This is a genomic window from Rathayibacter sp. AY1A5, from assembly GCF_002930875.1.
Classification (GTDB): domain Bacteria; phylum Actinomycetota; class Actinomycetes; order Actinomycetales; family Microbacteriaceae; genus Rathayibacter.
Genome location: NZ_PSTM01000012.1, coordinates 73,862 through 97,344 on the forward strand (window position 1 = coordinate 73,862; position 23,483 = coordinate 97,344).

The following is a 23,483-nucleotide window of genomic DNA, read 5'->3' on the forward strand; positions in this document are numbered from 1 at the left end:
GGGGTCAGCGCGCTACTCCGGAGCGGCGCGCGCGATGTGGAGGGCCAGGAAGGCGACCTCCTCGTTGGGCAGGGCGGCCTGGTACTCGGCCGCCACGAAGGAGCGGACCCGCTCGGCGGCGGCGATCGCGCGCGGGTAGCGGGCGCTGAGGCTGGTGAAGAGGAAGTCGTCCTCGCTCTCGAGCAGGCCGCCCGAGAAGAAGCGCTCGGCGAAGTACTGCAGGTGCGCCACGAAGCGGGCGGAGCGGAGGTCGTCGCGGTCGAGCGCGGCTCCGCTGGAGTGCTGGATGATCGCGGTCACCGAGCGGATGAGCTGCACGATCCGGAGCGAGTCGATCCCGACCTTGCCGAGCTCCGCGTTGGCGAGGTGGAACGCGACGTTCGCGGCCTCGTCGGCGGGCAGCTCCACGTCCAGGCGCTCGCGCATCCGCTCGACCGCCCGCTCCCCCACCGCGTACTGCACGGGGTAGACCGTCCGCATCTCCCAGGCCAGCCGGTTGGCGACCGAGAGCCCGCGCCGCTGCCGCTCCACCGCGAAGTGCAGGTGGTCGGTGAGCGCGAGGTACACGTGCGGGTCGAGCTTCAGCCCCTGCTCCTCCGCGTCGGCGACGACCGCGCGGGTGAGCTCGACGAACTCCGGCGGGATCTGCGCCAGGAGCTCGACGAGGTTGCGCTGATCCGAGTCGTCCAGCGCCACGAACACCTGGTCGACGCTCGAGGGCTCGATCGCCTCGCCGGCCTTCGCTCCGAAGCCGATCCCCCTGCCCAGGAGCACGCGCTCGACGCCGCGCTCGTCGACGACGAGGACGACGCTCGAGTTGAGCACCTTCTTGATGGTCTGCATGCGTGTCTCCGTCGACGGCCGCGTCAGGGCTGGGGTGGGGGTGGCGGGGCCTCTGCCCGGAGAGCCGGACGGCGCCTCCGGGCAGAGGAGGATCATCCCAGATCCGCGCCGTTGGAGGCGATGACCTTCTGGTACCAGAAGAACGAGTCCTTCCGGTAGCGCTCGGTGCTGCCGTGGCCGAGGTCGTCCATGTCGACGTAGACGAACCCGTAGCGCTTCGAGATCTGCGAGCTGGAGGCGCTGATCAGGTCGATCGGCGCCCAGCTCACGTAGCCGAGCAGCTCCACGCCCTCGTCCACCGCCTGGATCATCTGCTCGAAGTGCGCGCGGAAGTAGTCGATCCGGTACGGGTCGTGGACCCGGCCGTCCTCGGTCAGCTCGTCGCGCATCCCGAGCCCGTTCTCGACGATGAACAGCGGCTTGCCGTAGCGGTCGTAGAGGTCGATCAGCGAGATCCGCAGCCCGACGGGGTCGATCTGCCAGCCCCACTCGCTCGACTCGAGGAACGGGTTCTTGACGCCGAGGACCGTGTTGCCGGGGGTGCGCTCGGCGTCGGGGCGCACGGACTCCGTCATCGACATGTAGTAGCTGAACGAGATGAAGTCGACGGGGTGCTCGCGCAGCAGCTCGGCGTCGCCCGCCTCGAACGGGATCTCGACTCCGCGGCTCTCGAGCGCCCGCAGCGCCAGGCGCGGGTAGGCGCCGCCCGCCTGGACGTCGGTGCAGAGGTAGAGCATCCGCTCCTTCGCCTGCGTCGCCGCGACGTCGTCGGGGTGGCAGGTGTTGGGGTAGGTGGTCAGCATCGTGAGCATGCAGCCCATCCGCGACTCGGGCCACAGCTCCTTCAGCGTCCTCGTGACCGAGGCGGAGGCGACGAACTGGTGGTGCAGCGCCGTGTAGCAGGCCTGCTCCACGCTGCCCTCGACGGTCTCCTCGATGATCCCGCCCGAGGTGAACGGGTGGCGGATGATGCCGTCGATCTCGTTGAAGGTCAGCCACATGTCGACGAGGTGGCCGAAGCGCTCGAAGCAGGTGCGGGCGAAGCGCTCGAACAGCCCGATCGTGCGGCGGTCGACCCAGCCGTTGTGCTTCAGCGCGAGCGCGAGCGGCGGGTCGTAGTGCGAGAGCGTGACCAGCGGCTCTATCCCGAGGCGCCGCATCTCGGTGAAGAGGGCGAGGTAGTAGGCGATGCCCTCCTCGAGCGGCTCCGCCTCCTCCCCAGTCGGGTAGAGGCGGGTCCAGGCGATCGAGACGCGGAGGGTGGTGAAGCCCATCTCGGCGAACAGCGCGAGGTCGCCGGGGTAGCGGTGGTAGAAGTCGATGCCGCGGCGCTTGGGGTAGTACTCGGTGTCGTCGTCGGACATCGCCGTCGTGATGCTCTCCACCGTGTTGCGGTGGTGGATCGCGTACTCCTTCGGGTCCGCCTTCGGCTTGTAGGAGGCGACGTCGCTGACCGCCGGGCCGCGCCCGCCCTCGCGCCACGCGCCCTCGACCTGGTTGGCGGCGAGGGCGCCGCCCCATCGGAATCCGTCAGGAAGCGCCATCGGCGAGCTCCTTCTCTCTCTGCGTCACGGTCATGATCCGGTCGCCGGCGGTGATCCGCTCGGCGGCCTCGACGAGCACGGTGTACTCGGCGGAGTTGGTCACGAGCACCGGGGTCGTGGTGTCGTAGCCGGCCGCGGTGATCGCGGCCAGGTCGGCGGTGAGGAGCAGCTGCCCGGCCTCGACCCGATCGCCGACCGCGACGTGCGCCTCGAACGGCGCGCCGTCCAGCTGCACCGTGTCGATCCCGACGTGGATGAGCACCTCGACGCCGTCCGCGCGGCGCAGCCCCACGGCGTGGCGGGAGGAGAGCAGCGCGATGACCTCGCCCGCGAACGGCGCCCGGACGGCTCCGTCGGTGGGGCGGATCGCCAGCCCCTCGCCGAGCACGCCGGCCGAGAACACGGGGTCCGGCACCTCCGAGAGGGGGATGACGGAGCCGGCGAGTGGCGCCTGCAGCGCGAGCGGGCTCCCGGCGTCGGCCGCCACGTCGCCGAGCGCCTGGACGCTGGCGGAGGCGTCGTCGCGCCAGATGACGAAGGAGACCACGAACGAGACGGCGACCGAGATCAGCAGGCCGATCACGGCGTTGAGCAGGTTCCAGGGGTTCAGCCCGTCGATGAACATCGAGATGCTCGCGACGCCGGGGCTGACCAGGGCGAACGCGGCGACCTGCGTGGCGCCGATGTAGGCGCCTCCGACGACGCTGCCCGTGATGACGGAGACCAGGGCGCGCTTGTTCTGCAGCGTGACGCCGTAGAGCGCCGGCTCGGTGATCCCGAAGAGGGCCGAGAGGCCGCCCGAGAAGGCGGTGGCGCGGAGGGTCGCGCTCTTGGTGCGCAGGGCGATCGCGAGGCTGGAGCCCGCCTCCGCCGCGTTGTGGGCGAGCGAGGAGGCGAGGTAGAAGGTGTCCTTGCCCGCGCTGGCCATCGTCGCGATGGTCGGCGGGATGAACGCCTTGTGCATGCCGACCGAGATGATCAGCGGGAGCACGCCGGCCAGCAGCGCGACGGCCACCCAGCCGAGCGCCCCGTAGAGGCCGATCATCGCGCCGGTGAGCATCGAGCCGAGCCAGTAGCCGAGAGGGCCGAGCAGGAAGATCGTGGCCGGAGCGACGATCACGAGGCACATCAGCGGCACGTAGAACGTGCGGATCGGGCCCCACGAGTGCTTCGTGAAGAAGCGCTCGACGACCGAGAGCAGCAGCACGGCCAGGATCGCCGGGAACACCTGGGCGTTGTAGGCGATGACCGGCACCGGGATGCCGAAGAGCGCGACGCCGCCCTCCTGGTTGAGCAGCGTCGTGAACGCCGGGAAGACCAGGACGCCGACGAGCCCGAGCGCGAGCGGCCGGTTCACGTCGAGCTTCTTCGCGCTCGTGTAGGCGACGAGCAGCGGCAGGAATCCGAACACCGCGTCCGGGATGGCGGACAGCAGCTTGAAGTTGTCGGAGGCCGGGTCGAGCCAGCCCAGCGCCGAGGCGAGGACGAGGAACGACTTGAAGATGCCGGCGCCCGCGATGGCCGGGATGATCGGCGTGAACACGCTGACCACGAAGTCCATGATCGTCGCGCCGAGGCGCTTGAGGGACCGCGGCTGCTTCGCCCGCGCCGTGGACGTGGTGGTGCCGCCGCGCAGCTTCTCGACCGCCGCGTACATCTCGCTGACGCCGCTGCCGACGATGACCTGCGTCTGCGGGCCGGTGACGACGCCGATCACGCCGGGCACCGCCTTCAGCGCCTCGACGTCGGCCTTCGCGTCGTCCGCCAGCGCGAACCGCAGACGGGTCGAGCAGTGCTGCAGCTTCGCCACGTTGGCGGCGCCGCCGACGTGCTCGAGGATCGCCTTCGCGCTCTCCTGGGTACTCATCGGTACTCCTCCGGGTGTGGGGGGACGCGCGCTTCCCTGCGCTGTGCTGCCCGGCCGTCCGTCGCCGTCCCCGCCCCCTCCGGCACCGTCATCGGTGCTCCGGCGGAGCGTCAGGAGGCGTCCGGGCACAAAAAAAGGACCCGACGACGCTCATTACGCGTTTCGTCGGATCCTGCCTGCACGACCAGTCACATGTCCGAGAGCGAACGTAACACGGGGGTGGGTGGGGCGTCAAAGAGGGGGTTTGTAGGCGGGAGCGTCACTGAACTCGTCGGGACGCGACCGTCTCCGTGACGACCCGGACGACCTCGTCGGGGTCCTCGTGCTCCCAGAAACGAAGTGCGATCCAGCCTGCCTCTCGGAGTAATCGGTCGGTGTCGCGGTCCCGTTCGCGATTCCTCGTCACCTTCTCCGCCCAGAAGCCGGCGTTGGTCTTCGACACCGTGTGATGCACCGGGCAACCGTGCCAGAAGCAGCCGTCGACGAAGACCGCGATGCGCTGTCGGGGGAAGGCGACGTCCATGGTGCGCCGGGACGACCCCGGCACCTTGCGTTGGAGGCGGTACCTCAGTCCCGCGGCGTGGAGCGCCGATCGGATGCGGAGCTCCGCCTTGGTGTCTCGGCCGCGGTTGCTGCGCATCGAGCGCCGGACGCCGTCGCTCGAAGCCCAGGACATGATCCGAGCGTAAGAGGATCCACCGCCTCGGGCCTGCGGTGCCGCCGTTTTCAGTGCGTTTGTCACAGTACGTTTGTCACATGGAACGCGGCCCGATTCGAACCCTCGATCTGTTCGCCGGCGCGGGCGGCCTCACCGCAGGGTTCCACTCCGCCTCGTCCCGAATCGAGACGGTCGCGGCTGTCGAGTGGGACATCGCGGCCGCTGCGACCTTCGAGGCCAATTTCGGCAGGGGCAAGGCCTGGGCGGGAAGCATTCAGAGCTGGTTGGCCGACGCGCCGATGCCGACGGACATCGACATCGTCATCGGCGGTCCGCCCTGCCAGGGCTTTTCCACCCTCGGCAAGCAGGACGTCGAGGACGAGCGGAACGACCTCTGGAAGACCTACGCCGAGACGATCAGTCGCGTGCGGCCGAAGTACTTCGTCGTAGAGAACGTCGCCGCCTTCATGAAGTCGCCGCAGTTCCGCGAGTTCGAAGCGGCGGTACAGCCGGGAGAGGTCCTCGAGGACTACGCCTTCGAGTGCCGGATCCTGAACGCCGCCGACCACGGCGCTCCTCAGGCACGGAAGCGCGCCGTACTCATCGGTCACCGTCGCGATCTCGTCACGCCGGGCTTCCCCGAGCCCTCCCACCTCGGACGTCACCGGACCGTTCGCGACGCTCTGATGGCAGAGCACCGGATCTCCTTCGAGACCATCGATGAGAGAGACCTCCCCGAGCGGTCGATCGAGTTCGCGGGAAGACTGCTCAAGGGTCCGTATTCCGGTCTCGAACTGCACACCGGGAGGAATTACTCATCACTCTCCCTCCAGCGCTTCGCCCGGATCCCGCCCGGCGGTAATCGGTTCGACCTCCCTTACGAGCTGCAGGCGAACTGCTGGAGGAACCACCGCACAGGCTCGGCTGACGTGATGGGACGGCTGCACTGGGACAAGCCGGCCGTGACCATCAGGACCGAGTTCTTCAAGCCGGAGAAGGGCCGCTACCTGCACCCCGAAGCGATGCGGTCGATCTCCCTCTTCGAAGCGGCCGTCTTGCAGGGCTTCCCCACCGACTACCGATTCGTCGGGTCCCGGACGGCCATCGCGAAGCAGATCGGTAACGCCGTGCCCATCCCGCTCGGCGCTGCGATCGCGACTCACCTCATCGGCGCGTTGGACGGCGACGTCCTCGTCGCCGGTCCTCGCGAAGCGGATTCGATCTCACTTTTCTGAGGGTCGACTCGAATGCCGCTTCATCGAGCTGAACCGGTTCGACTTCGAGTTGCCCATGTCGGTGGGCCTCAATAGGCTGCACGAGCATCATCGTCCGACGAAGGATAAGTGGTCTCGATCAGCATCGACATGTTCTACGGAATGTTCGCCTCGTACGCGCGCCGGCACGGCGTCGAGGCCGCAGAAGAATCGATGTCAGGTGTATTGGACGCGGGCGTACTCGCCCAGCTCCGCGATCGGTTCGAAGCGGATAAGAAGAAAGTGGTGACGGGCGGACCGGTCATCATCGCCGCGGGCAAGGCGGACTGGTACCCGGGCCCCACCCCGGACGACAAGTTCTGGAGCGGTCTGTACGAGCAGTTCCGCTCGGAAGGCTGGAACGACGACCGCCTGATGAGCGTCAACAGCTCGTCGGACAAGGTCGTCGCTCACACCGAACGACCCGACAAGGCCGGCTGGGGTACCCGCGGTCTCGTGGTGGGCTACGTGCAGAGCGGCAAGACGACGAACTTCCTCGCCACGGCGGCGAAGATGGCCGATCTCGAGTACGGGCTCATCATCGTCCTCTCCGGTATCCACAACGCCCTCCGCAAGCAGACGCAGATGCGCTTGGAGGAAGCGCTCGCGCGGGTTCCGGCGAAGGACTGGTTCCGACTGACCGAGCTCGACCGCGACTTCCGACTCCCTCCGTTCGACGCTGCTGCGCTCCTCTCCGGGAACAAGACCGGAGTCGCGGTGGTGAAGAAGAACTCCTCCGTCCTGAGGAAGCTGAAGAAGTGGCTCGAGACGGACGGGGCCCGGACGGCGCTCCGGGAGCGCCCGATGCTCGTGATCGACGACGAGGCGGACCAGGCGTCCGTTGAGACGTCGACCATCAATCCGCTCATCACGGATCTGCTCGGCCTCGCCGCCAAGTCGACCTACATCGGCTACACCGCGACTCCCTTCGCCAATGTCTTCATCAACCCTTACGACAAGAGCGATCTGTACCCGCGGGACTTCATCCTCAGCCTGCCCAGGCCGGACGGCTACTTCGGACCCGAGAAGATCTTCGGTCGTGACACGGTGACGTCCGACCTGGCATCGACCGATCAGCCCGAAGACGGATACGACATGGTCCGGATCGTGCCGGACGACGACGTCGCGAAACTGCGGCCCGGCACCAAGGACGCCGCGACCTTCGTACCGGAGGTGACCGCCGAGTTCGCCGACGCGCTCGACTGGTTCTGGCTGGCGACGGCTGCCCGTCGAGCACGCGGCGACCGCGACCACAGCTCGATGCTGGTGCACACCACGGTCAAGACGTCGGTGCACGAGGCCTTCAAACCGGTCATCGAGCAGTACCGGGGCGCCACAGCGCTCGGTCTCGCCACTGAAGGGTCCGGGACGGAGGATCGACTGCGCGCACTCTGGGCGACGGAGAGCACGCGAGTGCCCCTCGAGGATCCTACGAAGTCCGTCTCGACGTTCGACGAGATCCTCCCGTTCCTGCGATCGAGCGTCGACGAGTCCCGGGTCGTCCTCGACAACTTCCGCAGCACCGACCGCCTCGACTACAACTCCCGGCCCTCGCAGGTCGTCATCGCCGTCGGTGGAAACACTCTCTCGCGCGGCCTGACCCTTGAAGGACTGGTCGTCAGCTTCTTCATTCGAGCCGCCAGCGCGTACGACACTCTGATGCAGATGGGGCGCTGGTTCGGCTACCGGACCGGCTACGAGGACCTGCCCCGGATCTGGATGACGGCGGAGCTGCAGGACAACTTCCGCCATCTCTCCCGGGTCGAGTACGAGATGCGCGACGACATCGACCGATTCCAGCGGGAGGACATCACGCCGGAACAGGCGGCTGTCCGTATCAGTACGCACCCGGCGCTGCGGATCACCGCGAAGATGGGGGCCGCCTCCCCTCGATTCGTGTCGTTCGAGGGGCGGCGCTTCCAGACGCGGTACTTCCGGAACCACGACCGGAGGTGGCTGCAGAACAACCTCGACGCCGCGACCGCACTCCTCGACGCGTGCGGACGATCGGAACGACCTCTGGAGACCGGAGCGACAGGAGCGCGACTCTACCGTCACGTTCCGGTGGATCTGGTTCAGAGGTTCCTGTCGGACTACTCGGTGCACACGGAGTCGAAGGACGTCGATCCCGACCTCATGCGGCAGTACATCGAGAAGTGCACCACTGCTGAAGAGAAGAGCCTCGAGACGTGGTCCGTCGCGATCGTCGAGAGCCCGGAAGGTGAGCCCGTCCAGGTCGGGGATCTCGAGGTGCACATGGTCACGCGCGGCCGGGTGAACGGGAAGGAGAGCTTCGAGGGGGCCGACATCAAGACCCTGATGAGCAAGGAGGACCGTGTCGCCGATCTCGGTCTGTCCCGTCAGGACGCGCGCAAGGCCAGTGAGGAGGACCTGATCAGGCTCAGAGACCTCGATCCCGTCGCCCGCGCGGAGGGTCTGCTCGTCCTCTATTTCATCGCTCCGAAGGGTGGGGCGCTGGGCGGCAGGGACGGACTCCGCCTGTCCATGGACGCCGAGGTCGTCCCGGTCGGTATCGGCGTCGTCTTCCCGGGCCAGCGTTCCCCTGAGCTCGTCGTCGCGGCGACGAAGGTCTCGGTCGATCTGTCGAACATGGAGATCGAGGAGCCCGACGATCGCGTCGAAGGCGTCGATGAGGACACCGAAGCGGAAACGACGGCGTGAGTCCGACGGGAACGACCGTCGGCGCCTGGGCGGTCCTCGTCCGTGCCTCGGGGAATCGGCTCGAATCCTTCCCGATGAAGGACGTGGGTCCGAGAAGTGTCCGTCTCGGTGTGGACGGTGAGGGTCGACGTCACCTCTTCGTCCCTCTCGTCATCGCACCTCCGTCGCTCCCGGGGGACGGGGACGCCGTTCGTTTCGCCGTTCGCCACCTGGCCTTCGGCGTCGACAGCGGAATCGTCCTGGACGTCGCGTGCGGCGACTCCTCCGTGCACGCGGAGTTCGACCTCCTCATCGAGGACGTCATCGCGAGCGTCGACGACCCGCGGTCAGCGGGCGCGGCGGCTCTCGAAGCGATCGACCGATGGCGGCGTCTTCTCGCCCTGGAGCGAGGGAAGCGGTTGTCGTTCATCGAGCAGATGGGGATCGCGGCGGAGTTCGCCGTTCTCGATCGGGCTCTGAGCATCGACGCGACCGTCGCGGACGCCTGGCGTGGGCCCTTCCGAGAACCGCACGACTTCGAGTTCCCCTCCGGCTGCGTCGAGGTCAAGGCCGTGGCGGACTCGGACTCCATCGAAGTCCACGGCCTCCGACAGTTGGCGAGGCACGACGGGCGAAGCCTGCACCTCCTTCTGATCGAGGTGTTCGAAGCGGAGGACGGTGCCACCGTCCTCGAGACCGCGGCGCGACTCCGCGAGGTTCACGACGTCGATCTCGACCGACCGCTCGCTCTACTCGGCTTGTCGACCGCGGTCGACGGTCCTCCACTGACTCGATTCCGGACGGGCTCCGTCATCGTGCTCGATGTCGAAGACACGACACCCCGACTCGTCCCCTTGCCCGGTAGTGCCGAGGAGGACTACTCCGACGTGAGTTATCGACTGCGGACCGCAGCGCTTCTTCCCTTCGCCTCGGCACGCGGTGTCGACGAACTCCTGCAGGAGGTCCTACATGCCTGAATGGTGGTCCCAGCGCTTCGCGCCGGAAGGCTCGGCAGCGGCCGACGGCATCAAGAAGCAACTCGGTCAGCCCAGACTCGATCCCCTCACCGTCCTGGCGAGAGAAGCCGCTCAGAACAGTTGGGACGCTCGGGCCGGGCTCGAGGTCCGGTTCTCCATCGACATCTCCCGCCTCGGTGATCGTGCCGCTGTGTGGCAGGAGAACTTCGAGTCGAAGCTTCCGACGGAGAGCGGACTCTTCGAGAAGACCGAATGGACCCCCGACACTCTCGTCATGACGGTCAGCGATCGAGGGACCGTGGGACTCGGTGGTCCCGCGCGCGCTGATGCACGCGTCGAGGAGGACGAGCGCCCCGACTTCGTCCAGTTCCTCCGCAACGTGGGCGAGCCACGGAACCAGTCGCTGGGGGGCGGGACCTACGGTTTCGGCAAGGGCATCTACTATTCGGTCAGTCGGGCGAGCGCCATCCTGGTCGACACCCACGCGGTCGATCGGAAGGCCGGCCGGCGAGTCATGGGCGCAGCGATGACGCACAAGTGGATGGACGGGAACGACGTCTACACGGGCCGTCACTGGTGGGGCGACGTGGTGGACGGCGTGCCCGACCCGGTGACGGGGTTCGAAGCGGCGGACCTGTCTGCGCGACTGGGGCTGCCGGGATTCACCGAGGGCGAGCACGGGACGGACGTCGTCATCATCGACCCCGACCTGGGGATGTTCGACTCGGAACGACCGAGGACCGTCGATGAAGCGATCGCCTTCCTCCGTTCCTCCATGGTCTGGCACCTCTGGCCGAAAACGGTCCCCGCGCCGGAAGGAGTCCTCCTCCTCTCCACGAGTGTCGACGGGAAGCAGGAAGCGGTCCCTTCAGCCGATCGGATTCCGACGGTCGCACCCTTCGCGATGGCCCTCGAGAAGGCCCGTCGACTCGACGGCCACCGTTACACCCGCCAGCGAGCGCCGTTCGACGTGGGAACGATGGCACTGCAGCTGTCCCCGGCCGTTCCCTCCGAGGACGACGAGTTCGACGCGGCATGTCCGATCAGTGGGCCACGCCGTCACATCGCACGGATGCGCAGGGTCGAACTCGTCGTCGACTACTTCATCGGCGAAGAGCACCCCGACCCTCGATTCGGCTACTCCGGTGTCTTCATCGGGTCCGAAGAGGCCGACGACGTCTTCGGTCGTGCCGAACCTCCGACTCATGACGCGTGGGTACCGGCCGGACTGCGCGGCACCGACCTCGGCGTCGTCAACAATCTGGGCGCATTCCTCCGAGGGGCGATCCAGAAGGAGACGGGACCGAAGAAGACGTTCAAGTCCTCCACAGAGACGGCGGGCCTCGGTCGACTGGCCGCCCGTCTCGGCTCCGTCACTCGCAGCTTCTCGGGGACGGGTGCCGGGTCCGACGGTCCCGTCGCGGACAAGCGCTCGGGAGGCGGCGGGGGCGTCGGCTCTCGGCGTCGGCGCGCGACGAAGCCGCGCATCGTCGAAGGTCCGAGTGTCGTGGTCGAGGACGGGATCGCTGTCCTACGCGCGTTGGTCGAGGTCCCCCCGTCGGAGGACGAGCAGACCGTGGTCGCCTCGGCGCAGGTCGTCCTAGACGGCGGTGGCCTCGAAGAGGACCCGCCCGAGGGCGCCGCAGCGCCCGACTTCGTCTGGCGTCGGCAGGAGGACGACGCCTCCGTCGTTCAGGGACCCGTGTTGTCGCCGCAGACCGATGCGGCGGATCGGTGGTGGCTCTCCGTGACGATCGTCGACGACGCCGCCCTGCGTCTCACTGTGGATTGGAAGAGCTGACATGGCGGACGCACTCGCGCCCTATCGCACACCCTCACCCGCGACGATCAGCTGGTCGGCGCCGGATCTCCTCGACGGGGACGCGTGGGTTCCTCTCCGGGACGAGATCGAGGGGTGGGACCCCTCGATCGACCTGGTGATCCGCGGCTCCGTCGAGATCGACCCTCGCGCCGTCGAGACGGAGACCGGTCTGACGCTGCGCGAGATGGCGCTCGCCGTCTCCTGGTCCTGTTCGTCCAGTAGGTTCCGCGCGGCCGCTCCCCGGATCCCACTCGCGGACGCCGGAGTCACCGACTTCACGGTCACGATGCCGGGAGCCCGCCTCGACGGGAAGGTCGAGATCACCACCGCCGTCGTCGCTCTGCCGAACGCGGACGTCGGAGCCGGGACGGCCCGCCGTCGCGGCTCCGTGCTGGCTGAGCGCCGGTACTCGGTGGCACTCGAAGGCACCATCGGCATGTTCCCCGTCGAGGTCGTCGACTTCGTCAAGACGCGACTGCCGAACGCCGCCAGTTGGCACCTCGAGACGGCTCAGGAGCTGGACCAGGCCTTCCTCGCGGGCTTCCGGCTGCAGATCAACGAGCGCGATGCGGAACTCACGAAGGCCATCGGATCCAGGAGGCCCACCGACCGCGAGAAGATGCTGCTCGACGGCCTCGAGGAAGGCGTTCTCGGACTGCTGCTGGAGTCCGCCTCGATGCTTCAGCACGACCTGATGGAGAACGACTGGGAGGAGGAGACAGTCGGTCACGTGCTCCGCTCACTCCTCACCCGGGCGGACGACCTCGGATCCGTCCCCGTCGTCCCCTCCGAGCTGGCGATGTGGCGGGCGGCGATCATGTCGAAAGTGCGCACGCTCGGCGTCGGAAGGCAGCTCTCGTGATCATCTGGCCGAGGCTGAGCAGGGCGATCGCGGCAGGGGAATGGGACCGGGTCAAGAACGACGGGTCCGCGAGCGGACGGCAGTTGATCCGCGACGCCCACTGGCGCGCGATCGGGAACCGCGCCGACGAGCAGGAGTTCGAGACCCTTCGGGAGCGGGTCACCGCTCTCGCAGAGAGCCACGGATTCCCGGACTCCGCCGGAGACGACCTCGGGCGTTTCGACCGTGAGGCCGCGTTCGTGGTCCGCGAGCTGATCGACGTGCCGTTCGCCGAAGCGGCGACCGGGGACGTCTGGTCCTTCGTCTCGTTCGCGGTGCTGCCCGACGTCACGGAATGGCGGTTCGGGCACCGCAACAAAGAACGATGGATCGGAAGCGACCTGACCCGTCACACCTGGGCTCGCCTGTGGTGGCAGGGCGAAGCGTTCCGACAGGAGCCCGAACTGCTCGGCCCGTTGTCGGAGAGCGACCTCAACCAACTGTTCGAGCGTCGGTCGATCGGCGGCGACAGCGCCCTCGTGCGCGCGCTCGCCCGGTCCTTCGTCACCGTCACCGGTGATCGTCGGGCGATCGTCCGGGACGCGACGAAGAGGATCCGCCGACTCCTCGCCTTCGTCCAGACGCCCGCCCTCGACGAGGACGAGATCCGCGCCCTGGCGGACGAGGTCGTCGAGCAGTCGACCCTCCAGGTGACGGGCGGCCTGAACGCGTCGCACGACACCGGAAGCACCATTGGCGCCTCCGTCTCCGTCGTCCCCGAGGAACAGGTTCCCGAGCGTGCACTCGGGCTCGTCGAACCGGAGTACATCGCCTACGTCCGTCCCGCCGCCCTGTCCGCCACGCAGTTGCTCGAAGAGTCCGCGCTCGAAGGAGTGGTCGAAGCGGCGATCGCGGCGGAAGGACCCGTCCTGCAATCGCGCCTCCGCCGCTTGATCGCGGGCACTGTGGAGGACGAGTCCATCCTCGGATCGGCGGACGCGGCGATGAACGGAGCGATCGCCTCACTGCTCGACTCCCGCCGCATCGAAGCCGACGACTTCGAGATCCCCCTCCTCGGGTCCCAACGCACCCTGCGCATCGCGGGAACGCCGGCACTCCGCATCCGACCGCTGGGGGTCCGGCGCCTTCTGGAGGTGCCTCTGCAAGAGGTACTCGCCGTGTCGCGACTGGCCCCGATGCAGAGTGCGGCCGGCCGGATGGAGCACATGGTCGACTTCTACGGGCTCGTCGACATCGATGTCCTCGACAGGATGATCCTTCAACAGCTCGCCGCCCACGGTGCCGACGACTCGGATCGCGGATCCTGATCCTTCGCGACCACCGCCCACCGATCGGCCGAGTTCCCATCTCGGTGCACACACCAGCAGTAGCGCCAGAACAAGGAGACCCTCGATGGATGAAGGACAGGTGGCTGACCTGCGCGGATACGTGCTTGAGCTGCAGGCGACGGCGATCGACACCTATCGTCGCAATCGGGATCTGATGGAGGAACATGTTCGGCAGGAGGACAGCTACCGCTTCGGCGGATACGGCACGCGCCAGGTGAGCGAGCTGCTCCAGAATGCCGCCGACGCCCTGGGATCCACTCCCGGCCGAGTCGAACTGAGAGTCGCCAACAGGGCGCTCTATTGCGCGAACGAGGGTGCACCATTCACCCGGGACGGTGTACGAGCTGTCTCCATGGCGTTCCTCAGCGAGAAGCGCGGCGACGAGATCGGGCGATTCGGCCTGGGATTCAAATCTCTCCTCGGAATCACGAACAATCCGCAGATCCACAGCAGAGAGGCGTCCTTTCAGTTCAACGGTGACGACGTCGTCGAGCTCTTCGAGGGGATGCAGTCACAGTCCGGCCGCCTTCCTGTGATGCGTGTACCGACCCCGATCGACTCCGGTGCGGCGCAAGCCGAGGATCCGCATCTGGCTGAGTTGCTCGGCTGGGCCTCGACGGTCATCAAAGTCCCCTTGGTCTCCGGCGGCCCGCGGATCAGAGAGGAACTCCTCGAACTGAACACCGAGCTGCTGCTCTTCATGCGCTCGATCAGCGAGCTCGCGGTATCCACGCAGAACGCCGACGGCACCTTGACCACGGTGCGGCACGTGCGCGAGGACGCTTCTGACCGTGGTGAGGTCTTCCTCATGGGGCCGAGCGGGAAGAAGGTCCGCTGGCTTGTCGCCGACAGGCGGTTCGAGCCGTCCCCGGAGACTCTTGCAACTCTGCCGGATACGGCGCGAAGAACCGCCATGACCGTCTCGTACGCCGTACCGCCCGGTGTCCGAGCCGGCCTCGGGCACTTCTGGGCGTGGTTCCCTCTCAACGATCTCACTACCGCCAGCGGTATCTTCAATGCGCCCTGGCAGGTCAACGACGACCGGACGACGATGCTCGCCGGAAGCCGCCTCAACGGAGAGATGTTGGACGTCTGCGCCGAGCTCTTCCTCGATGTGGCGATTCGCTCATCGGATCCGAAGGACCCGGCGGCTCATCTGGACCTCTTCCCCGGACGTGGACGAGAGGTCCGGGGCCCCGGCGATCACAGGCTCTCCGAGGCGATTCCACGCCTCGCAAGGTTCCGCGAGATCATTCCTGATGCCTCGGGAGCACTACGGGCGCCAGGCGAGTTCTCCAGGTTCCCCGAAGCGGCCGACGAGGACGACGGCCGTGCAGCACCCGCCACGGAGCAGATCGTCGCGCTCTGGCAGGACCAGATCTCTCGAATCGACACCCCGCACTCGAGTTGCTATCGGACACGGACCCGCTCCTCCCGGTTGCGAACACTGACGAGAGAGTCCGGCGAACGCACCGGCGGCGAGGTCCGCCTCGATCAATGGTTGGAGGAGCTCGCTGCGGTAGGAACGCCGGCAGCTCTCGTCGCCTCCCTCGAGATCGTCGGTGCGCTCAAACGGACTCGCGGCGACGACGCCGTTCGGCACGCCGCGATCGTTCCGACCACCGCGGGTCGGCTCTCGATTGAGCGGGCAGTCGCTACGGCGCTGCTTCCAGTGGAGGGCTTCGAGTCGCCCGAGAGCATTCCGTCCGTCGACCCACGCTTTGCGACTGACGAGGCCGTTCGGACACGACTGTCCGAGCTCGGCATGAGGAGCGCGTCGGCGACCACTGCCTTGAAAGCCCTTGTCTCTCGCCTCGGGGAGCGGTCACCCGATAAGGATTGGAGCATGTTCTGGAAGCTCGTCGAGAGCGCAGAACGTGAGGAGTCCGCGAAAGTGATCGACGCGCTTCGACTTCGAGTCGGAATAAAGGTCATCTCGGAGACCGGCGAGCTCAGGCCCGCGTCCGACCTCTTCGCCTCCTCCCCCTTCTCCGGGATACCACCCGAACGACGAGCTGCAGCGGCAGGAGTCCCGCTCAACACCCTCGTCGCCGCGGGATGTCTCCAAGCGGCTCCTCGCCGTGCCGCCGCCGAGAACGACAGGCTCTTCCCGAGCTACCGCACGTGGCTCGCCTCCGAATTCGCGCAGGCCTTCAGAGCGGAGAGCCTGCGGATGGACCGAGTCGAGCTCCAGGACCTCTCCTCGTTCGGTCCCCTCGACATCCTGCCCGGCTTAGCGGAAGCCCCTCGAGACGCCGCGACGTGGACACATGAGCTCGTCATGCGCGGCGCTGAACCGCGACGCCGATACACCGCCGTCGCGGTCGGCGGGCGCAAGGCGTCCGCATCGCACTTCTCCTTCGAACGATGGGTGCTCAGTACCCACGGCCGAGTCAAGACGTCGAACGGGATCCGGAGACCTGGAGACTTCGTGGGCTCGAGCCTCAAGCGGTTCGGTGCCTTCCTCCCGGTCGCGGACGAGCGGATCTCCGAATTCTTCGAGGCTCCGGAGCGATTGATCGACGTCTCCGACACTCTTCTCCTTCGGTCCTTCTCTCCCGAGGTCATCGAACGCGGGGCTTCGCTAGGCCAACGCGAACTGGTGGAATTCATCGTCGCCGTCGCCGGCCGGCTGAGGAACCGACCGGCGGAAATGCCCGCTTTCAGCCGCGGATCAGTGACGTGGGCTTCCACGGGCTCCGTGTTCATCGCCCAGAACGAGGACATCGCCGACCTGGACGAGTTGCAGATCGCCTGGTTGCCTGTACACGTTCCAGGGGTCGAGGCGCTCGCGGAGAGTTGGCGTCTCCAGGAAGCGCAAGTCGCTCTCGCAAGATCGATCGACATCGAACCAGGAACTCCTGCGGAGCTGGTCGAGGACGTGCACCCGTCACTGCGATTCCGGTACGCGAAACTCGACAACGTCAAAATCGTACGAAGCCCGAGGATCGTACGGCGCCTGTCCGGGCCTGACGGGAGCACCGAGCAGCGCCAGCGGCGTGCTCTGTCGGAAGATCGGCTCACGATCTTCGTCGACTCCGATCTGGACAGCATCGACACGCTCCTCGAGGTGTCGAACTGTATAGGACTCGGACTGACTCTCGACGAAGTCGAGCGCGTGCTCAGCGAGGACGAAGCACTACGGAGGACGGAGCTGGTGAATCAGTGTCGCGCCGCTCCATCCGACTCGCTGCGCCTCCTTCTCCTGGCCGGACCGAGAGCGCTGCGAGAAGAGCTTCCGCGCGGGCTCCTGGAGGTCGTCGAAGAACGCTTAGGCGCACAATCCGACGCGCGCGTCGCTGAGATATTCCTCGAGATCCATGGGGACGATTCTCTCTGGGTGCTCCGTAAGCGGCTCGACGATCTGGACGGCGTCCCGAAAGCCTGGGCAGGCGCGGACGCCGCGCGCGGTTTCGTCGAGAACCTCGGGTTCCCGATCGCTTTCGCCGGTTCGCAGCAAGTCACGAAACCGAGGTCGGTTCAGATCCAGGGAAGGATCGAGCTCTCGGAGCTGCACGACTTCCAAGAGGATCTCGCCGCCCAGATCCGCGAACTCGTCTTGAAGCCCGGGACTCCGCAGCGCGCACTACTGACGCTACCGACCGGTGCAGGCAAGACCCGAGTGAGCGTCGAGGCTGTCGTTCGTATGGTCTTGGCCGGAGAACTCAGTGGCCCCGTTCTCTGGATCGCGCAATCCGAAGAGCTGTGCGAACAGGCCATTCAGACCTGGACCGACGTCTGGAGAGCGCTCGGGGACGCTCGGGTCCTCGAGATCAGCCGGTTCTGGGGCGACTACGCCGTGGAGGAGGCCGACGCCGACTTCCAACTCGTCGTCGCGATCGACGACAAGCTGAGTAGCCAGATCAACACCGCGGCATCCCGTCTGCAATGGCTCGCCGACCCCGCGCTCGTCGTCATCGACGAAGCCCACACCGCGACCTCGAAGACCTACACCGAGATCCTTTCCTGGCTCGGGCTCACGTCGTCCCAGACTTCCCGACCACTACTCGGACTCACTGCGACAGCTTTCAAGGGCCGAGGATACGAGAACAACAGAACTCTCGCCCTCCGCTTTGGAGAACGGCGCCTCGAGGCGTTTCCAGCCGACAGTGCCGTCAGCGAATTGCGGGCTCGCGGGGTTCTTTCCGACATCGACCACCGAGTGCTCGCCGGCGGCGATTATGAGGCAACGGCGCAGGAGCTCGCCGACCTCCGGAAGTTGAACGAGGTCAACCGCTCGCTGCTCGAGCGCATCGGCGCCGACCTCGACCGGACCCAGCTGCTCCTCGACGACCTCCTCGCCCAACCGACCGAGTGGCCGATCCTCGTCTTCACCCCCTCGGTCGCGTCCGCTCATACGTTGGCTGCTCTACTTCGCCTCGAACGCAGGACGGCGGAGTCCGTTGACGGCGGGATGCGACGTCCCGCACGGCGAAGGGCCGTCGAAAGATTCAAATCCGGAGACGCTCAGTTCCTCATCAACTGCGATCTCCTGACCCAGGGCTTCGACGCACCGAAGGTACGTGCTCTCTACATCGCACGCCCGACCTTCAGTCCTAATCGTTACATCCAGATGGTCGGTCGCGGACTTCGCGGCCGGATAAACGGCGGAACAGACGTCTGCACAATTGTGAATGTAGCTGACACGTTCGATCAATTCGGCGCAGATCTCGCCTATACCGAGTTCGACTACCTGTGGGAGGACCGGTCATGACGGCGGAACCGACGATGGAACAGAGCCGCGACGCCATGGTGGAGACACTTCGGGCGGCTTGGCTGGGGCCCAGGGGCGGTAGCGATGAGCTTTTGGACCAGGATCCGGTGTACGCCTACCTGGTCGGAACTCTTTACCCGACCGAGAAACGCAGTGGTCGAGGTGAACTCTCCCTCTCCATGGACGAGGACGCGGTTCTGCGATCAGACCTTCTCCCCGATGAAGAGGTGGTAGGTGGATTCGCAGCGGAAGAAGAGGAGTCCGAGGAGGGACTCGACTTGACGAGCGCGTTCGGATGGGCACCGAGCACCCTGGGGATGTCATTCCTCCACGACGGTGAGTCGTTGGCCGTGCAGGTCGAAGCCGCGCTCTATCCGATCGAAGGGGACGGTTGGCGTCGATCGTCTCTGCCGCCCGCGACTGTACCGATCTCCTCCGAGGTTCTCGCCGGCTCGGTTCTCGTCTTCGACGGCCGAGCTCGAATCGACTGGCGGAACCGCCCTTTCGGCGGTCTGACATTGACGACCGTTTCCCTCGCGAACGCTCGTGAGGTCGAGGAGGGCAGGGCGAAATCCGCGAGCGCGGACTGCCTGTTCCAGGTCGGCTTCGGCTGCGAGGTCGTCGGCGGCCGTCTTCACCCGTACCCTGAGGCCCTCTCTTTCACTCGGACTCCCGAGGAGGACGAGTTACGCCTGAGGTATCGCGGGCGGCGTACGTACGGCGTCGGACACGGGGTCTCTGTCGAGTGGGACGAGACTCCGGGTGAGCCTGCGGGCTTGCGCTCCGTCACGATTCCCGTGAAGACAGTACCCCCCATCAAAGCTCGGGAATCGTCCGCTTCCTTCCTCCGGCTGGATCGTCTCTCCGATCGAGGTGTCGCTCGCACCGACGTCATCGACGGCCTTCGCCGGTTCATCGACGAATACTCCGATTGGGTAGAGGCGCGACGAGAAGAGGCCAGCGGCTTGAATGATCGACGCACCGCTTCATCGCTTCTGGAGAAGATGACGTCCGCCGTCAGACGCATGTCCGAGGGCGTCGACCTCCTCGCCTCGGATGAGACGATCTTCCAGTCCTTCCAGCTCGGGAATCGAGCCATGCGGGACCAGATGCTCCGTGGCCGCGTTCCGGTCGTGGGCGAAGAGCCGTCGTGGCGCCCCTTCCAGCTCGCGTTCATCCTGGTCGGGCTCTGCTCCACGACCGACCCTCAGCATCCCGATAGGGACCTCGTCGATCTCATCTGGTTCCCGACGGGAGGCGGCAAGACGGAGGCGTATCTCGGGCTCGCCGCGATCGAGATGATCCGGCGTCGCCTGGTCGAACCGATCCACGGAGGCGGCACGGCAGTAATCACCCGTTACACGATGCGACTCCTGACGGCACAGCAGTTCCAGCGTGCGTCTCGGCTGTTCTGCGCCCTCGAGCTGATGAGGGTGGATGAGCCTCTCCTTCGGGGGACTGCGGAGTTCTCCGTCGGCCTCTGGGTGGGGAAGAACGCAACGCCGAACACGTTCGCGCAGGCCAAGGAACGCCTCGAGCTGCTCCGCGGTCAACATCGTCCCCAGAACAGCTTTCAGATCCGCGAGTGTCCGTGGTGTGACACCTCCCTGGTCCCGCAGCAACGTAGCTCGAATTGGGACGAGTACGGCTTCGACGCGACGAAGTCCTCCTTCCGCATCCACTGCACTCGAGCACAGTGCCCCTTCTTCAAGCGCCTACCTGTGCAGGTGGTCGACGAAGCGATGTATGCGCACCCGCCGACCATGGTCGTCGGAACGGTCGACAAGTTCGCTCGCCTCTCGCGTCTCGCGACGGCAGGCACACTGCTGGGTCTGGGAACACAGAACCGTCCGCCGAGCCTGGTCATCCAAGACGAACTTCATCTTCTCTCCGGTCCCCTCGGAACCGTGGTCGGCACATATGAGGCAGCCATCTCCGCGATGTTGTCCTCGAACGGCCGACCACCGAAGATCGTGGCGTCTTCGGCGACTGTGCGAGCTGCGTCGGATCAGGTACGCGGGGTTTTCGCTCGACCGCGGACTGCCGTCTTTCCTCCGAGCGGGTTGAACGCCGACGACAGCTTCTTCGCCGAGCCCGACCGGGACCGCCCCGGCCGCACATACGTCGGCATCATGCCCCAGGCTCACAGCCCGGCCTGGGCCCTCGGCAGGCTCGCGATCGAGGCGGGCTCAGCGCCTGACGCGCTCGGACTCACCGGCGCGCAGAGAAGCGCATATTGGACGCTGGTTCTCTACCACAACAGCCTTCGAGAGCTTGGGCGCACGGTCACGATCCTCCGTGACGACGTCAAGAGTGATCTCGACCGTCGAGCGCAACTGACTTCGTCGGCGGCCAGGACGTACGCTGTGGAGGAGTTGAACAGCAACGTGCGCGACTCGGAGCTGATCGAGCTGTTGAACCGCCTCAGCGAAGGTCCCGGCTCCGACGGAGTGATCGACGCGCTCGCGGCGACGAACATCCTCTCCGTCGGCATCGATGTCGACCGACTCGGACTGATGCTCGTCAACGGACACCCCAAATCCACCTCCGAGTACATTCAGGCGACGAGTCGAGTCGGGCGCGGATCCGTTCCCGGAATCGTCATCACGTTGTTCCGGAGTCACAAGCCGCGAGACCGGTCCGTCTTCGAGAGCTTCGGCGTCTACCACGACTCCTACTACCGTTTCGTCGAGCCCGCGTCAGTGACGCCGTGGTCTCTCCAGGCGCGTCAGCGGTCCCTCCGGGCCGCCTTCGCGATGCTTGTGAGGCAACTGTCGTTGCGGCAGAACGACGCGGCTCGTCGATTCGAGGTCGATTCGGCTGCGGTGAGACAGGCGTACACCCTGATCCTCGAGCACATAAGCGTTTCCGACCCTCGAGAATCCGAGGCCTCCCGGCGGGAGCTCGATGCCGCCATCGCCGAGTGGGGTCGTCGGGCACAGAACGCTCGAGACACGAACGAGGAGCTCCTCTATGAAGGCTCCGAGCCGAACGAGCGCCTCCTGAAGAACTTCGACGAGGCGGGGATCGGATGGCCTGCGATGAACTCAATGCGAACTGTCGACGCGGTCGTCCGAATCAAAGCGTGGGGAGAGAAGTCGTGACCGGCAATGGTGCGAAGAAATGGACACGGAAGGGCGTGATCGACGCGCGCACTCTGCGGCTCACTGAGACCATCGCTCCTTTCGGACCAGGAGCGGTCGTCGACATCCTCGGGGAATCCTTCATGGTTCCTACGGGCGAAGCGTGGCCCTCACCGCAGGCACTGCCCGCGGTCGACTGCCCTCGTCTTCTCGAAAAGTTGCAGATCGAAGGGCGGACGGTGAGCGAGTTGCGGTCCGCTCCTGTCTACGACGATCAGGACCAGACGTCGGTCGCCCTCGAGTTCACCAGATTCCCGGCGTGGATGTTCTGCGACAGATGCAGCCTCATGAACAAGTGGAAGGCGTCGGACAACGTCAAGGGCGGTTCGGCACCGACGTGCGCGGACTGTGCTGGCCGGCTGGTTCCGATGCGTTTCGTCCTGCTCTGTACGACGAGAGGACATGCGGAGGACGTGCCCTGGGACCGCTGGGCCCATCGTCTTGGAGAAATGTGCGGAAGCCCGAAGCTGCGATTCATGACGAGCGGGCGAGGCGCAGGGCTTTCGGCGCTTCGCGTTGAATGCGATTGTGGCCGCAGCCGCTCTCTCGGCGACTTGAACAAGAGCAGGCTGGCTCGCGACGGCTACACCTGTCGAGGACGACAGCCGTGGGACCGTCGTCGCGAAGAGACATCTTGTGGCGAGCCGCTGGACGCCCAGCAACGCGGCGCGACCAACGTCAGGTTCGGTGACGTGGTGTCAGCGATCGACATTCCGTGGGTTCCTTCCAGAGCCGATGAGGCAACCGACGCCATTCGCTCCCATCTGATGCACGAAGCGCTGCTCGCGGCTCAATCGCCAGGCAAGATCGATCAGATCGCTCGAATGATCGCGGACGACCTCGACGTGTCTGTGGAGGCGGTCCTACAGTTGCGATCCGGGCGACCGTCGTTCGACCACGCGCAAGTCAGTCGCTCGATCCTCGACGAAGAATTCGAGGCGTTCCACGCCGCGCAGCACGGATCAGCAGCGACCCAGGATTTCGTGACCCGGACTGACGAGATGACAGGAGCCGGGGAGGTGGGTGGCATCTTGTCACGAACGTTCGAAGCCGTGGTCATCGTCGACAGGTTGCGTGAGGTCCGCGCCTCGGTCGGGTTCCGTCGATACAAGCCCGACACCGCACTCGTCCCTTCGGTGCCTGTCTCCACGATCTCCAAGAGCTGGCTTCCAGCGGTAGAGAACTACGGAGAAGGTGTCTTCATTCGCTTCGCTGCCGCACCGGTCGATGACTGGGCGAACCTCCGAACGACAGCGGATCGGTACGACGCTTTGCGGCGGAATCGAGACGCGTCCAACCTCCGATCGCGGCTCGCCGATCCTTCTCCGCAGTACATGATGTTGCATTCCTTCGCCCATGTCGTGATGGCGAGGCTGGCACACACAGCGGGATACACCGCTCCGGCTCTTCGCGAGAGGGTTTACGCCTCGCAGGGCGACTACGGGATCCTCGTTTACACGACGACCGGTGGTACCGCGGGCACGCTCGGTGGTCTTGCTCGAGAAGGAGAGCATGACCGCCTTCCCGAGGCGGTAGTCAATGCGCTGACGGCCATGACATGGTGCGCCAACGATCCGGTCTGTGCCGAATCCTCCCCGCAGAGCATCGACGGCTTGAATCTCGCCGCGTGCCACTCCTGCTTGATGGCGCCGGAGACGTCCTGCGAATCGATGAATCTGCTTCTGGATCGGAGTTCACTCGTCGGCGAGAACGGCTTCTTCCAGCCCCTCGTCAGCGCAGCGCAGGCGGCAGCTGTAGCGGAGGTCCGCTAAGAGCTGCACAATGTGTCCCGAGTCTCGTAGGTTCGCGCG

13 protein-coding genes are annotated in these 23,483 nt (G+C 66.3%); 9 read left to right on the top strand and 4 right to left on the bottom strand.

Features of this window, described 5'->3' with window-relative positions; genetic code table 11:
- Positions 1-12: 12 nt before the first annotated feature.
- The 4 genes from C5B98_RS10250 to C5B98_RS10265 form a co-directional block, all read right to left on the bottom strand.
- Positions 13-843, bottom strand: coding sequence for a PRD domain-containing protein (locus C5B98_RS10250; RefSeq protein WP_104327738.1), 831 nt, complete (start codon positions 841-843; stop codon positions 13-15).
- A gap of 92 nt (positions 844-935) precedes the next feature.
- Positions 936-2,387, bottom strand: a complete 1,452-nt coding sequence (locus C5B98_RS10255) for a glycoside hydrolase family 1 protein (RefSeq protein WP_104327739.1) — start codon at positions 2,385-2,387, stop codon at positions 936-938.
- Entirely contained in the window at positions 2,374-4,254 is a 1,881-nt protein-coding gene (locus C5B98_RS10260; RefSeq protein ID WP_104327740.1) for a beta-glucoside-specific PTS transporter subunit IIABC, read from the bottom strand. Before C5B98_RS10260 ends, C5B98_RS10255 begins: the two co-directional genes overlap by 14 nt.
- Before the next feature lie 259 nt (positions 4,255-4,513).
- Positions 4,514-4,930 carry a very short patch repair endonuclease gene (locus tag C5B98_RS10265; protein WP_104225976.1) on the bottom strand — a complete coding sequence of 139 codons (417 nt, stop codon included), beginning with the start codon at positions 4,928-4,930 and terminating at the stop codon, positions 4,514-4,516.
- An 80-nt stretch (positions 4,931-5,010) separates the two neighbouring features.
- Here C5B98_RS10265 and C5B98_RS10270 point away from each other — a divergent pair, with 80 nt between their 5' ends.
- From C5B98_RS10270 to drmB, 9 genes are all read left to right on the top strand, one after another.
- A complete protein-coding gene (locus C5B98_RS10270) occupies positions 5,011-6,147 on the top strand; it encodes a DNA cytosine methyltransferase (RefSeq protein ID WP_104226076.1) in 1,137 nt (378 codons plus the stop codon).
- A 108-nt stretch (positions 6,148-6,255) separates the two neighbouring features.
- Entirely contained in the window at positions 6,256-8,847 is a 2,592-nt protein-coding gene (locus C5B98_RS10275) for a Z1 domain-containing protein (protein ID WP_104327741.1), read from the top strand.
- Positions 8,844-9,803 carry a PD-(D/E)XK motif protein gene (locus C5B98_RS10280; protein ID WP_104327742.1) on the top strand — a complete coding sequence of 320 codons (960 nt, stop codon included), beginning with the start codon at positions 8,844-8,846 and terminating at the stop codon, positions 9,801-9,803. The genes C5B98_RS10275 and C5B98_RS10280 overlap by 4 nt, the downstream gene beginning before the upstream one ends.
- On the top strand, positions 9,796-11,604 hold the full coding sequence (locus C5B98_RS10285) for a hypothetical protein (RefSeq protein ID WP_104327743.1): 1,809 nt from the start codon (positions 9,796-9,798) through the stop codon (positions 11,602-11,604). The genes C5B98_RS10280 and C5B98_RS10285 overlap by 8 nt, the downstream gene beginning before the upstream one ends.
- Before the next feature lies 1 nt (position 11,605).
- Positions 11,606-12,487, top strand: a complete 882-nt coding sequence (locus C5B98_RS10290) for a hypothetical protein (protein WP_104327744.1) — start codon at positions 11,606-11,608, stop codon at positions 12,485-12,487.
- Positions 12,484-13,794, top strand: coding sequence for a hypothetical protein (locus tag C5B98_RS10295; RefSeq protein WP_104327745.1), 1,311 nt, complete (start codon positions 12,484-12,486; stop codon positions 13,792-13,794). Before C5B98_RS10290 ends, C5B98_RS10295 begins: the two co-directional genes overlap by 4 nt.
- A gap of 85 nt (positions 13,795-13,879) precedes the next feature.
- Complete coding sequence (locus tag C5B98_RS10300; protein ID WP_104327746.1) at positions 13,880-18,529, top strand: sacsin N-terminal ATP-binding-like domain-containing protein; 4,650 nt, start codon at positions 13,880-13,882, stop codon at positions 18,527-18,529.
- Positions 18,526-21,633: a helicase-related protein gene (locus tag C5B98_RS10305; protein WP_104327747.1), complete on the top strand. Its 3,108-nt coding sequence runs from the start codon at positions 18,526-18,528 to the stop codon at positions 21,631-21,633. The genes C5B98_RS10300 and C5B98_RS10305 overlap by 4 nt, the downstream gene beginning before the upstream one ends.
- Positions 21,630-23,444 carry a DrmB family protein gene (gene drmB, locus C5B98_RS16670; protein WP_146076948.1) on the top strand — a complete coding sequence of 605 codons (1,815 nt, stop codon included), beginning with the start codon at positions 21,630-21,632 and terminating at the stop codon, positions 23,442-23,444. The genes C5B98_RS10305 and drmB overlap by 4 nt, the downstream gene beginning before the upstream one ends.
- Positions 23,445-23,483 lie beyond the last annotated feature (39 nt).

Bases quoted from the DNA above. Each gene is read 5' to 3' on its own strand.
- C5B98_RS10265 (WP_104225976.1), bottom strand. From the start codon at position 4,930: ATGTCCTGGGCTTCGAGCGACGGCGTCCGGCGCTCGATGCGCAGCAAC.
- C5B98_RS10260 (WP_104327740.1), bottom strand. From the start codon at position 4,254: ATGAGTACCCAGGAGAGCGCGAAGGCGATCCTCGAGCACGTCGGCGGC.
- C5B98_RS10250 (WP_104327738.1), bottom strand. From the start codon at position 843: ATGCAGACCATCAAGAAGGTGCTCAACTCGAGCGTCGTCCTCGTCGTC.
- C5B98_RS10285 (WP_104327743.1), top strand. From the start codon at position 9,796: ATGCCTGAATGGTGGTCCCAGCGCTTCGCGCCGGAAGGCTCGGCAGCG.
- C5B98_RS10270 (WP_104226076.1), top strand. From the start codon at position 5,011: ATGGAACGCGGCCCGATTCGAACCCTCGATCTGTTCGCCGGCGCGGGC.
- C5B98_RS10300 (WP_104327746.1), top strand. From the start codon at position 13,880: ATGGATGAAGGACAGGTGGCTGACCTGCGCGGATACGTGCTTGAGCTG.
- C5B98_RS10305 (WP_104327747.1), top strand. From the start codon at position 18,526: ATGACGGCGGAACCGACGATGGAACAGAGCCGCGACGCCATGGTGGAG.
- C5B98_RS10255 (WP_104327739.1), bottom strand. From the start codon at position 2,387: ATGGCGCTTCCTGACGGATTCCGATGGGGCGGCGCCCTCGCCGCCAAC.
- C5B98_RS10290 (WP_104327744.1), top strand. From the start codon at position 11,606: ATGGCGGACGCACTCGCGCCCTATCGCACACCCTCACCCGCGACGATC.